Here is a 12,413-nt window from a genome sequence, read left to right as displayed (position 1 = left end):
TCGCTTTTAATTTGTTTATTAGAATCTTGTCCATGGTTGTGTCTTCGCAAACCATTTATAATTTCGTTTCGTGAGGACACGAACCGAGGCGTCATTTTAATTACTTCGCAAAAGCTACCGAACGGGTTTCACGGATTACGGTAACCTTAATCTGACCAGGATAAGTCATTTCCGTTTGAATGCGGGTTGAAATATCTGCTGCTAATAGTTCTGCCTGCGCATCCGTAATTCTTTCGCTTTCTACAATAACACGCAGTTCCCTACCTGCCTGAATGGCAAAAGTTTTTTCCACGCCAGGATAAGACAGCGCCAGTTCTTCTAAATCTTTTAAGCGCTTAATATAACTTTCTACCACCTCTCTACGCGCACCCGGACGAGCACCAGAAATTGCGTCGCACGCCTGTATAATTGGTGAAATCATCGAAGTCATTTCAATTTCATCGTGGTGGGCACCAATCGCATTACAAATTTCAGGATGTTCCTTATATTTTTCTGCCAGTTGCATACCTAAAATAGCGTGTGGCAATTCAGGATTATCATCAGGCACTTTACCGATATCGTGTAATAAACCAGCACGCTTAGCCATCTTCGCATTTAAGCCAAGTTCTGCCGCCATTGTAGCACAGAAGTTTGCCACCTCACGCGAGTGATGTAAAAGATTTTGCCCGTAAGATGAGCGATAACGCATACGCCCAACCATACGAATCAGCTCCGGATGCAAACCATGAATACCTAAATCGATAACAGTGCGTTCACCTATTTCTACAATTTCATCTTCGATCTGCTTTTTGGTTTTAGCAACAATTTCTTCAATACGAGCCGGATGAATACGTCCGTCGGTTACCAAACGGTGTAAAGCCAAACGGGCAATTTCCCTTCGTACCGGGTCGAAACCTGATAAAATAATTGCCTCCGGAGTATCGTCAACAATTATCTCGATACCGGTAGCCGCTTCTAATGCGCGGATATTTCTACCTTCCCTACCAATTACACGACCCTTAATTTCATCACTTTCGATATGAAAAATAGATACAGAATTCTCAATTGCGGCCTCAGTTGCCGTGCGCTGAATGGTTTGGATAACAACCTTTTTAGCTTCTTTACTTGCTGTTAACTTGGCTTCATCAACAATATCTTTAACCTGCATCATGGCCTGCGTACGGGCTTCCTGCTTCAGGTTTTCGACCAATTGCTCTTTAGCCTCCTGAGCAGAAAGGCCGGCAATTGTTTCCAGTTGCTTAAGGTGTTGATTTTTCAAAAGCTCTACTTCTTCCTGTTTTTTAACAGCAAGCTCCGTTTGTTTTTCTAAATGAACTTTTTGTTTATCAAGTTCAGCTTCTTTTTTATTAAAATTTTCCATGCGCTGATTCACCGACTGCTCTTTCTGCTTCATCGTGTTTTCGCGCTGGTTTATGGAATTATTTTTAGCGTTTACTTCTTGTTCGTGTTCTGCTTTCAATTGCAAAAATTTCTCTTTTGCTTCTAAAAGTTTATTCTTTTTTAAGATTTCTGCATTGTTCTCTGCATCTTTCAAAATCTTTTTTACCTTGTTTTGTGCTGCAACTTCCTGCTGTTTAAGTAAGTTGCGCAGCAGGAACCTGCCTACTGCTATACCGATACCTAAGCCTGCTATTAAGGCAAATATGTATCCTAAAATCTCCGTTATCTCCATTTTGTTTTTTAAGTAAAAAAAAACCGCAGCTAATTTCTTAAAGTCTCATCATTTTAAACCTCAACTAAGCATAATTGGGATTTAAGCCATTTTCAGGTGCTAAAGCAGATGAAATACGCCCTCTTAACCCCATAGATATTGAAGTGTTAAGTTTTATAAAATTGAAACTCAAAAAACTAGCCGCGGCTATGTTTTTATGCTATAAATTATTGTCATGCTGAGTGACGAAGCATCTATATTGATAAAGCGGTTTTTAAAACCAAGACTCATCTTTTACAGATCCTTCACTATGTTCAGGATGACAAATAATTATAAAGAACGTACCTTATTTTGAAAAGAAATCGTTTAATAAACCATCTAATTCCTCAACTTTATCAGCAACAGCAGTATCCTGGTTTTGTACTTTATTTTCTGTTCTCAATACCGCAGTTGCATAATGCAATACCGCCATAGAAAGAAGATCCTGCTTATCTCTGACCGCATAATTATCCTGGTAATCTTTTATGCGCTCATTGATCATTTTTGCTGCCCGTCTCACAATTTCTTCCTCTTCTGTATTCACCTTTAACGGGTAAATACGGTCGGAAATGGTTATCTTAATCGAGATTTCTCCCATTGTTAGCTTAGTTTCTGATTTTGCCCCATTACTTATTTTTTAAGCAATGCGATACTTTTATCAATCTCCCGCACAAAATCGTTAATTTTTTGTTTAATGTCAAGCGACTTTTCGCTTGTACCCTCAATACTTTTGGCAAGTTTAGTAACCCGTAGTTTTTCTTCAAGTTCTGCATGTTTGCCTTTAAAAGTATCAAACGCAACTTTTAACGATTGATTTTCAAGCTTTAATAAATCATTTTCTTCCTGCAAAGCATTACACAACTCGATTACCCGCGTTGTTTTTTGTAGTACTTTATCTAATTGATCTGCAACAGAAGTCATGAATTTATTTCTAAAAATACGAATTTAAATTTTATTTCCTAATTTCTGCGCCCGCTTGTTGCGTTAAATTAGCAATTAATTTCTGCATGGTATTTTCAATTTGCTTATCAGTAAGCGTTTGCTCTTCATCCTGCAGAATAAAATTCAAGGCATAAGATTTTTTACCTTCCGGTAATTTATCGCCTTCATAAACATCAAAAACACCGACTTCCTTAATCAGTTTTTTATCCGTTTTAAAAGCAATTCCTTTCAGTAAATCAAATGTAACCTCTTTATCAATCAACATAGAAAGATCTCGTCTCACCGCCGGATATTTTGAAACGTCTTTATTAACGATTTTATTTTTTTTCACGATATCAAGCAATCCGGCCCAGTCAAAATCTGCATAGAAAACTTCAGCATTCACATCCGCCTGCTTCCGGTCGGCTTTAGTTGCGGCACCGAAACTAACCAGTGTTTTATCGCCCCTGAAATATTTAATACCGTATGCAAAGTTTTCATCCTGCAAAACATCCGATTGGTAGCTTGAAATGCCCAAACGGGAAATTATGGCATCAACCGCAGCCTTCATATTATAAAAGGTTGTCGATTTTGTATTTTGATTCCACTGTTCACCCTGTTTGGCACCTGAAACTAAAAGCAGTAACCTTGGGCGTTCTACATACTGTTCATTAACCAAATGATAGGTTTTACCAAATTCGTAAAACTTAACATCGGCATTTTTACGGTTTTGATTGTAGGCAACACTTTCCAGCGCCGGCATCAGCAAACTCTGACGCATTACATTTAAATCACTGCTTAATGGATTTAAAATAAATACGGCTTCATCTAAATTTTTAGAGTAAGCAGATTTAGTGAGCGAATTACACCAGATTTCGGCATAGCCATTTGCGGTAAGCATATCGGCAATTACGTTTTGCGTATTTTCCTTATCAGGTTTCGACGTATAAGAAAGTGACGCGTTAATTTTCGAAGGAATTGCAATGTTATTATATCCATAGATTCGCAAAACCTCTTCCGTGATATCGCATTCGCGGGTAACATCAACTTTAAACGATGGTACTCTTAACGCTAAAGTATCATCAGATGTATTGGTAGCCGAAATACCCAATGCAGTAATAATGTGTTTAATCTCTGCTGAAGGAATATTTGCGCCGATAAGCTTGTTAATGTTTGTATAGCTTACCTCAAACTCGAAAGGTTTAATTTGATTTGGATATATATCGGCAACTGATGAGGAAATTTCGCCACCGGCTAATTCCTTAATTAAAATCGCTGCATACTTCAGCGCCGTAACCGGAATCTCTGGGTCTGTACCACGTTCAAAGCGGAAAGAAGCGTCGGTTTTTAGGCCATGTCTTTTAGCGGTTTTACGAACGGAAACCGAATTAAAGTAAGCACTTTCAAGGAAAATATTTTTAGTGCCGGCATCTACCCCTGAAGTTTTGCCACCGAAAACGCCTGCAATACACATGGGCACCTCTGCATTGCAGATCATCAAATCATCTGCGCTTAATTTACGCTCAACATCATCAAGGGTTAAGAATGGTGTACCTTCCGTTACTTTTTTTACGATAACTTTCCCGCCGTTAATTTTGTCAGCATCAAAAGCATGTAAAGGCTGACCTAAGCCATGTAAAACATAGTTTGTAACATCAACCACGTTATTAATCGGGCGTAAGCCAATAACTTTTAATTTATCTTTTAACCACTCCGGCGATTCAGCTACCGTAACACCTGAAATGGTTACACTGCTGTAACGCGGACAAGCGGCCAAATCTTCAACTTCAACAGGGATAATCAGATTTTCATTATCAATTTTGAATGATGATAAATCGGGCATTTCATATTCACTTCTGAAATAGGCAGCCAAATCCCTCGCAACACCAAGATGTGAGGCTGCATCTGCCCGGTTTGGTGTTAAGCCAATTTCGAAAACATAATCGTCCTCCATTTGGAAATGCGCTTTAGCCAGCATCCCGATTTGGGTTTCTGAAGGTAAAATCATTATTCCATCATGCGATTTGCCCAAGCCAATTTCATCCTCAGCACAAATCATTCCCTGAGATGCCTCCCCTCGTATCTTAGACTCTTTAATTTTAAAAGGTTCGCCTTCTAAAGGGTAAACTGTTGTACCAACGGTTGCTACAACAACTTTTTGTCCGGCAGCTACATTTGGCGCACCACAAACAATCTGCAGGTTTTCCTTTCCACCAACATTTACGGTTGTAACACGTAAACGGTCGGCATTAGGGTGTTGCACGCAAGTTAAAACTTCACCAATAATCAATCCCTCCAGACCGCCAATTACAGGCTGAACTTTATCCACGCTTTCTACTTCTAAACCAACATTGGTCAGAATTAAAGAAAGTTCCTGGGGTGTTTTATCTATCTGTACGAATTGTTTTAACCAGTTATATGATATTTTCATTTTTGGAGTATCGAGTAGTGAGTAGTTAGTATCAAGTAGTGAGTATCAAGTAATGAGTATCAAGTAGTGAGTATCAGGTATCAAGACTAATCTTGAAACTTACTCAAATTTTATAAAATGCAAAGATATTATTTAAAGGTTAAAGCAGAAAGCTAAACCTATAATCTTGACAGAATAAATTGATTAATGACTAATTGTTAGGTTAGACAGAATTACCGCACACGCACCCGCACCAATCACAAGCATAATTACCGAAGCAATGATTAAGCGCAGCGCAGGTTTAAGCGGCTGATTCCTCGCCGATTTTATGATGAGTTGAATGATGCCTATTAAAAAAAGAAGCACAACAACAACCCAATAGATGATGAAGCCCTCCATATTTCATTAACTGTTTGCCAGAATAACGGCACATGCGCCAAAACCAATTATGACCATAATTACGGAGGCAATAAGCAACTTCAGCCCTGGCTTCAACGGCGTATTATTTGACGCAGCAACAATCATCATGATTATGCCGGCAACGAATAAACCCACCGTAGCCAGTCCGTAAAGGATAAGAAGAAAAAACAGCATACTATTTCATATTTAGTTCAGCCCTGATGGTATCAATTTTATTATCCCGGTAAAAAATATTCATGGTTTCGAAAGGAACAATTTTATATTTCTCACTCACAATATGAACACAGGATTTCTTGACCGCCCGGACATCAAAATCCAGCGGATCCATGAAATTCATTATAATAATACGAAAAAGATTATCATAACTCAAGCTATCAGACTTCACCCTGGGCAAACAACACATTAGTTCACCGAAAGTATCTTCGGCACAATCTACCGAAACACCGGTACTGAAAAGGTTGAGCATGTGTTCTTTCAACTTTTCATCATGTTCAAAAACGATGGTGTTTTTTGAGTTGTTTAATAAATCTTCCGGATTTATAAGGTGCGTCATCGGAATCACTTCATCGCCGATTTTTAAGGCATAAGCCATGCAAAGTGCATCAGGATTGCATGGAACCGGAATTAAATCCTGTGGTGTGAAGGTTGGATACTGTTCGTAAATTTTCCTCCGAACTTCAGTAAGCGTTATTCTGCCGGCCTGGTCGTTGTAATCATCGTTTCTTCCGGCAACCTGCGTGGGTTGAAAAGTAACACCGCGAACACATTTCTGCTTCAGGGCATAATCGATTATATCGCCGATTTCGCCATCATTTAATCCTTTTTGCAATGTAACAACCAATGTGGTTGAAACATTAAAATGGTTAAGGTTTGCAATTGCTTTCCGGCGAACTTCCGTTAGGTCCTCTCCCCTTAAACGCGTAAGTACATCGGCACTAAAACTATCAAACTGTAAATAAATTTCGAAATCGGGCATATAAGAGGCCAGTTTTTCAACGAAATTTATATCCTTTGCAATTCTGATACCATTGGTGTTGACCATTAAATGCTTAATGGGTTTGGTTTTGGCCAAATCTAAAATTGCAAAAAAATCGGGATGTACGGTGGGTTCGCCTCCGGATAACTGAACCACATCCGGCTCACCTTCATTAGCAACCACCACATCCATCATACGCTCAATTTCTTCCAATGTTCGGTGCCTGCCATAATTCGGAGATGACATTGCATAGCAGGTCGGGCATGCAAGATTACACCGGTCGGTAACTTCGATAACGGTTAAACAGGAGTGCTGCTCATGATCGGTACATAAACCACAATCGTAAGGGCAGCCATAATGCACCTTGGTATTAAACTTAAGCGGCATTTCGGATTGCTTGTTGTAATTCCTTATCTGCTTGTAATACTCCACATCATCAGCAATCATCACCTTACTATCACCGTGTGTTTTACAGTTCTTCAGCATAAAAACCTTAGCATCTTGAAAAACAATTTTTGCATCGCAAAGCATAAGGCATTCAGGGCAAAGGCTTTTTGTATAATCGTAGTAAATATAATCTCTTGTATTAGCCATGTTCTTTTGTTCGTTCAGTGAAAGCAGACTTTAATGTTCTTATTATGAATTTATAATAATAAAGAACAATAAATATTGCCGACCAATGAATACTGCTTAAATTTAAGAATAATGGCTCGTAAGGTTTAATAAATTCAATTAAAAAACGAAAAAGAAAATACAATACCATTAAAAGTTTAAAACGATCACCGTTTAACATGACTTTATTTTTAAGAAATTTGAAAAGCATCAACAATATTATTAAAAACAACATTTCATAGAGCATGATTGGGTGTCTTTTAATGCCATCACCTAAATCCATTCCTGCAAAAAAAGTAGTTGGCAGCCCATAAGTCGGTTCATCGATCCCCATTGAAAAACAGCCTACCCTACCAATAAGCAGAGCGATGATAATTGGCACCACATATAAATCGCCCGAAGCAATATTGACACCAATAATTTTCTTTATTAATTCGACACCAAAAAGACCGCCGAGTAAACCTCCAACAATGGTTTTACTTTGGTAGAGGGTAAAAAAAGTTATATGATTTAATTGACCGGGTGTTTCCAGGATTGCGATAAACCTCGAGCCGATTAAAGCACCAAGCATTGCACCAAGCATTATCCACAAACGATTTTCATCCGAAATCGGATCGACAGTACCCTTCTTTAGATAATAGTAAACCCTGACACCAATTATAAAAGCCAGCGTTTCGAAAATGTAATGATAGTGGTAATATTCACCAAAGAACTGAAATTGAAAAGGAAATAGATGGTTCGTGCTCAATAATTATTTAAAGAAAAGCCTTACAAAAACAGGCAAATGGTCCGAAAAATAGCTCTTATCTTTACTATCGCTAAGTACAGCAAACTTTTGAACTTTAAAGCCTTTATTTACAAAAATATAATCAATACGGTTTTTCAACTCACTATTAAAATCAAAAGCGTTGAATGTGCCTGATGGTCCGTACGGTGTTTCAGTCGAAATCTCCTTTGCATCCTGAAGGAAAGATTTTATAGTCGCAATAGCTTCGGTTTCCGGCGTAACGTTTAAATCGCCGGTGTAAATTACCGGTAAATTCGGTGCAATCTCCTGAATCTTTTGTTTGATTAGTTTTGCTGATTCTATTCGTGCTTTTACACCAACATGATCATAATGGGTATTAAAAACAATAAATTCCTGCTTATTCAGCTTATCGTAAAGCTTAACCCAGCTGCAAATTCTTGGCAAAACCGCATCCCAACCCTTTGACGGTACATTGGGTGTTTCAGATAACCAGAACGTGCCACCATCTTGTTTAGTAAATCTGGTTTTATCGAAAAAAACAGCGGAGAATTCACCTTTGCGTTTACCATCATCGCGGCCAACACCTACAAAATCAAAATTTGTATTTTCGCTTAAAGCATCAAACTGCTCTGCCAATGCTTCCTGTACGCAAAGAATATCGGCATCATGAAATTTAACCAAAGCCTTCACATTATCTTTTCGGTTTGGCCAGGCATTTATACCATCACCCGGGTTATTGTAGCGAATGTTATAAGTAATTATATTAATCGGAGTTTGTTTTTTCTGGGCAAAAATTGCAAGACTAAAACACAAGTAAAATGCGAAAGTTATAAACGTTTTCATGCGACCAAATTACAAAAATGTTCTTTGCCTCCGATTGATTTATTGTTAAGTTATTGGTGCTGATTAAATTTACAGTAACCCTTCATCTTTATAGCTGTAATATCCGCTATCCGTAAAAATGAGGTGATCTACAACATACAAGTTTAGCATGATACCTGAGGCGGCCAAATTTCTTGTTAATTTATTGTCGCTTTCGCTGGGCTTTAAATTCCCGGAAGGATGATTATGTGCCAAAATAATATTGGCGGCGTTATTTTCTAAAGCTATCTTGAAGATAATTTTAGGATCTGCTACAGTTCCTGCCTGCCCGCCTTTACTGATAAGGTATTTACCGATAATTTTATTTGACCGGTTCAGGAGTAAAATCCAAAATTCTTCATGATTGAGGTGCGCAAAAGTACGGTGCATGTATTTATAAACATCACTTGAAGCCGTAAACCGGATGGTTTCATCATCTGAATTTTCATTACGTCTTAAGCCCAATTCGAGTGCGGCCACAATGGAAATCGCTTTAGCTTCTCCAATACCTTTAAATTTAGAAAGTTCTGAAATGGAGGCTTTACCGAGTTTGATCAGGTTATTTTCGTAAAAACTTAAAATGCGTTTACTTAAACCCACGGCGGTTTCATTTTTATTGCCCGACCCTATTAAAATGGCGATAAGCTCCGCGTCCGTTAAATGCCTCCTTCCGTTTAACAATAATTTTTCCCTGGGCCGGTCTTCCTCAGCCCAAAGTTTTATGCCGATTTTTTGTTCGTAATTTCCCATATTTTTCAGATAAAAAAAAAGGCATCCCAACTTTTGGTTGGGATGCCTTCACTAATATCGTAAAAATTTAGCTTATTTTAAACCGTTAACGAATTTCGTTAATTTTGATTTATTATTAGCTGCTTTGTTTTTGTGGATAACGTTTTTCTTAGCTAAACGATCTAACATCGAAATTACTTTAGGCAATAAATCTGAAGCAGTTTTTTTATCTTCTGCTGCACGTAATCTCTTAATAAAAGTACGTGTAGTTTTTGCCTGATATCTGTTACGTAAACGTTTTGTAGCGTTTGCTCTAATTCTTTTTAATGAAGATTTATGATTTGCCATTTTAATTTAGCCTTTATTTTTTCTTAATCGTTTCCTATAATTCGGGTTGCAAATATAGGATTAATGTTTTTAAATTACAAAACACTTTTCAATTTTTTTATTGATTTTTTTTCACCTGTTATTTACGGTTCAAAAATACATTTATTTTAGGATTCAGATGACGAATAAATGTTATAAAAAACAGCCTCTATTAAAATTAGCTGTTTAAAAATGCTATTTTTGATGAAAATGAATTTTGAGTGAAAAAACGAATAGCCATCTTTGCTTCAGGTTCGGGGTCCAATGCCCAAAAACTGATGGAGCACTTCAAACGAAGTACCGACATAGAAATCGCTTTGGTATTGACCAATAATGCCGAAGCCTACGTTTTGCAGAGGGCCGATAATTTTGAAATTCCCAGCCATATTTTTGACAAGCATGAATTCTATAAAACAGATGATGTTATCGATTTATTAAGAAACCTTGATATAGATTTCATTGTACTTGCCGGATTTTTATGGCTTATTCCAAAAAATTTAATCGCTGCCTACCCTGGAAGAATAGTTAATATCCATCCTGCCATTTTACCAAAATTTGGAGGCAAAGGCATGTATGGCGACCATGTGCACAATGCTGTAATCGCTGCAGGTGAACCCGAAGGCGGAATTACCATCCATTATGTTGATGAAAATTACGATGAAGGTGAATACATCTATCAGGCTAAATATAAAATCGATAAAAACGATAATTTAGAGATGGTAAAATTTAAAGGGCAGCAATTGGAACATCTTCATTACCCACGCGTAATAGAAGGTATAGTTAAGAAGATTAAGAAATAGTTTTATTCAAATGATGGCAGCCTAATTTTCCAGAATTAATTTTCATTATATATTATCCTCAGTACAAGTTTGCATGCATATATATGGCTATGCTAATATTTAGCTATTTTGGTATTACCATGTAGCCATTTAAAATAATTGTTTAATTAAAGATTATTAACTTTTCTACGACTTTAAACATAAAATTATCAAAAAAACCATCGTGTTTTACTACCTTTGCGGCTCAAAATTTACAGTAGAATGAGTCAACCCGTTAAAATTAAAAACGCTTTAATTTCAGTATATTATAAAGATGGTTTAGCACCATTGGTAAAATTGTTAGCCGCCCAAGGTGTGCAACTATTTTCTACAGGCGGTACCGAACAATTTATTAAAGATTTAAACCTGCCGGTTACAGCGGTTGAGGATTTAACAGGCTATCCATCTATTTTAGGAGGACGGGTTAAAACCCTTCACCCAAAAGTATTTGGTGGCATTTTAAACCGAAGAGGCTTGGCAGTTGACAAACAACAAATCGCGGAATACGAAATCCCGGAGATTGATTTGGTAATTGTTGATTTATACCCATTCGAAGAAACTGTAAAAGCCGGTGGAACGCCGGAAGAAATCATTGAAAAAATCGATATCGGCGGCATTTCATTAATTCGTGCCGCAGCCAAAAACTTTAATGATGTGGTAATTATTGCATCAAAAAATGATTACCCTACTTTACAAGCACAATTAGAAGAACAAAATGGCGAAACAACTTTAGCGCAGCGTAAGGCTTATGCTAAAAAGGCATTCCATACCTCTTCTCATTACGATACCGCAATTTTCAACTACTTCAATGCGGAAGAACCGCTCGACGTTTTTAAACAAAGTGTAACGGAAGCGAAAACCTTGCGTTATGGCGAAAACCCTCATCAGGGTGGTGTATTTTATGGTGATTTAGATGCTATGTTCACCAAATTAAACGGAAAAGAACTTTCTTACAATAATTTAGTGGATGTAGATGCCGCAGTTGCTTTAATCGATGAGTTTGAAGACCCGACTTTTGCCATCTTAAAACACACGAACGCTTGTGGTATTGCATCACGCCCTACCGTAAAACAAGCCTGGATAGATGCTTTAGCCTGCGACCCGGTTTCAGCTTTCGGTGGTGTTTTAATTACCAATGTTGAAGTAGATTTAGAAACCGCTCAGGAAATTAACAACCTGTTTTTCGAGGTTTTAATTGCGCCATCTTACCAGCCTGAAGCCATTGAATTATTCAGCAAAAAGAAAAACCGCGTCATCTTAAAACGCAATGAAGTTGAATTAAGTAAAAAACAATTTAAAACTTTATTAAACGGTGTGATTGAACAGGATAAAGATTTGATTATCGAAGGTCCGGAGCAAATGATTACTGTGACAGAGAAAGCACCTACAGAACAAGAATTAAAAGACTTATATTTCGCAAATAAAATTGTAAAACACACCAAATCAAACACTATTGTTTTAGTGAAGGACGATGTATTAATTGCAAGTGGTGTTGGTCAGACCTCTCGCGTTGATGCTTTGAGGCAGGCAATTGAAAAAGCCGCTTCTTTCGGATTCAGTGTTAAAGGGAGTTCAATGGCTTCTGATGCTTTCTTCCCTTTCCCTGATTGTGTGGAGATTGCTGCTGAAGCAGGCATTACCGCTGTTTTACAACCTGGTGGTTCTATTAAAGATGCCGATTCTGTTGCAAAAGCAAATGAAAAAGGCATTGCAATGGTTACTACTGGTGTAAGACACTTTAAACATTAGGAGATCAGTTTGTTAAGTGGTTGGTTGTTTCGGTGTTTAGATTATTTGAACTAAAAAACCAAACAACTAAAAAACCAACAATCTAATTGACTAAACAATAAAAAAGCTATTTT

The 12,413-nt window shown here is 37.5% G+C and carries 13 protein-coding genes; 2 read left to right on the top strand and 11 right to left on the bottom strand.

Annotated features, from left to right (window positions below; all coding sequences use genetic code 11):
* Positions 1-100: 100 nt before the first annotated feature.
* The 11 genes from rny to rpsT form a co-directional block, all read right to left on the bottom strand.
* Positions 101-1,672, bottom strand: a complete 1,572-nt coding sequence (rny, locus tag O0931_RS01690; protein WP_269413830.1) for a ribonuclease Y — start codon at positions 1,670-1,672, stop codon at positions 101-103.
* A gap of 325 nt (positions 1,673-1,997) precedes the next feature.
* On the bottom strand, positions 1,998-2,288 hold the full coding sequence (locus O0931_RS01685; protein ID WP_269413829.1) for a cell division protein ZapA: 291 nt from the start codon (positions 2,286-2,288) through the stop codon (positions 1,998-2,000).
* A 32-nt stretch (positions 2,289-2,320) separates the two neighbouring features.
* Positions 2,321-2,611 (bottom strand): hypothetical protein, encoded by a 291-nt coding sequence (locus O0931_RS01680; protein WP_269413828.1) that lies wholly within the window; start codon positions 2,609-2,611, stop codon positions 2,321-2,323.
* 31 nt (positions 2,612-2,642) lie between these two features.
* A complete protein-coding gene (gene pheT, locus O0931_RS01675) occupies positions 2,643-5,042 on the bottom strand; it encodes a phenylalanine--tRNA ligase subunit beta (RefSeq protein WP_269413827.1) in 2,400 nt (799 codons plus the stop codon).
* 183 nt (positions 5,043-5,225) lie between these two features.
* Positions 5,226-5,420, bottom strand: coding sequence for a hypothetical protein (locus O0931_RS01670; protein ID WP_269413826.1), 195 nt, complete (start codon positions 5,418-5,420; stop codon positions 5,226-5,228).
* 6 nt (positions 5,421-5,426) lie between these two features.
* Positions 5,427-5,615 (bottom strand): hypothetical protein, encoded by a 189-nt coding sequence (locus O0931_RS01665; protein ID WP_269413825.1) that lies wholly within the window; start codon positions 5,613-5,615, stop codon positions 5,427-5,429.
* A 1-nt stretch (position 5,616) separates the two neighbouring features.
* The gene (locus O0931_RS01660; RefSeq protein ID WP_269413824.1) at positions 5,617-7,011 is read right to left on the bottom strand and encodes a radical SAM protein; all 1,395 of its coding nucleotides are present in this window, start codon (positions 7,009-7,011) and stop codon (positions 5,617-5,619) included.
* Positions 7,004-7,777: a prolipoprotein diacylglyceryl transferase gene (locus tag O0931_RS01655; RefSeq protein WP_269413823.1), complete on the bottom strand. Its 774-nt coding sequence runs from the start codon at positions 7,775-7,777 to the stop codon at positions 7,004-7,006. The genes O0931_RS01660 and O0931_RS01655 overlap by 8 nt, the downstream gene beginning before the upstream one ends.
* Before the next feature lie 3 nt (positions 7,778-7,780).
* Entirely contained in the window at positions 7,781-8,620 is an 840-nt protein-coding gene (locus O0931_RS01650) for an endonuclease/exonuclease/phosphatase family protein (protein WP_269413822.1), read from the bottom strand.
* A gap of 69 nt (positions 8,621-8,689) precedes the next feature.
* The gene (gene radC / locus O0931_RS01645) at positions 8,690-9,388 is read right to left on the bottom strand and encodes a RadC family protein (protein ID WP_269413821.1); all 699 of its coding nucleotides are present in this window, start codon (positions 9,386-9,388) and stop codon (positions 8,690-8,692) included.
* Between the two features lie 72 nt (positions 9,389-9,460).
* Positions 9,461-9,715 (bottom strand): 30S ribosomal protein S20, encoded by a 255-nt coding sequence (gene rpsT, locus O0931_RS01640; protein WP_056871313.1) that lies wholly within the window; start codon positions 9,713-9,715, stop codon positions 9,461-9,463.
* A gap of 239 nt (positions 9,716-9,954) precedes the next feature.
* Between rpsT and purN the strand changes: the two genes are divergently transcribed.
* Both purN and purH read left to right on the top strand, forming a co-directional pair.
* On the top strand, positions 9,955-10,533 hold the full coding sequence (purN, locus tag O0931_RS01635; protein WP_269413820.1) for a phosphoribosylglycinamide formyltransferase: 579 nt from the start codon (positions 9,955-9,957) through the stop codon (positions 10,531-10,533).
* Positions 10,534-10,773: 240 nt separating this feature from the next.
* On the top strand, positions 10,774-12,300 hold the full coding sequence (gene purH, locus O0931_RS01630) for a bifunctional phosphoribosylaminoimidazolecarboxamide formyltransferase/IMP cyclohydrolase (RefSeq protein ID WP_269413819.1): 1,527 nt from the start codon (positions 10,774-10,776) through the stop codon (positions 12,298-12,300).
* The last annotated feature ends 113 nt before the right edge of the window (positions 12,301-12,413 follow it).

Source organism: Pedobacter rhodius (assembly GCF_027213645.1).
Lineage (GTDB): Bacteria > Bacteroidota > Bacteroidia > Sphingobacteriales > Sphingobacteriaceae > Pedobacter > Pedobacter rhodius.
This window is presented reverse-complemented; position numbering and strand designations above follow the sequence as displayed.

Bases quoted from the DNA above. Each gene is read 5' to 3' on its own strand.
- rny (WP_269413830.1), bottom strand. From the start codon at position 1,672: ATGGAGATAACGGAGATTTTAGGATACATATTTGCCTTAATAGCAGGC.
- O0931_RS01685 (WP_269413829.1), bottom strand. From the start codon at position 2,288: ATGGGAGAAATCTCGATTAAGATAACCATTTCCGACCGTATTTACCCG.
- O0931_RS01680 (WP_269413828.1), bottom strand. From the start codon at position 2,611: ATGACTTCTGTTGCAGATCAATTAGATAAAGTACTACAAAAAACAACG.
- pheT (WP_269413827.1), bottom strand. From the start codon at position 5,042: ATGAAAATATCATATAACTGGTTAAAACAATTCGTACAGATAGATAAA.
- O0931_RS01670 (WP_269413826.1), bottom strand. From the start codon at position 5,420: ATGGAGGGCTTCATCATCTATTGGGTTGTTGTTGTGCTTCTTTTTTTA.
- O0931_RS01665 (WP_269413825.1), bottom strand. From the start codon at position 5,615: ATGCTGTTTTTTCTTCTTATCCTTTACGGACTGGCTACGGTGGGTTTA.
- O0931_RS01660 (WP_269413824.1), bottom strand. From the start codon at position 7,011: ATGGCTAATACAAGAGATTATATTTACTACGATTATACAAAAAGCCTT.
- O0931_RS01650 (WP_269413822.1), bottom strand. From the start codon at position 8,620: ATGAAAACGTTTATAACTTTCGCATTTTACTTGTGTTTTAGTCTTGCA.
- radC (WP_269413821.1), bottom strand. From the start codon at position 9,388: ATGGGAAATTACGAACAAAAAATCGGCATAAAACTTTGGGCTGAGGAA.
- rpsT (WP_056871313.1), bottom strand. From the start codon at position 9,715: ATGGCAAATCATAAATCTTCATTAAAAAGAATTAGAGCAAACGCTACA.
- purH (WP_269413819.1), top strand. From the start codon at position 10,774: ATGAGTCAACCCGTTAAAATTAAAAACGCTTTAATTTCAGTATATTAT.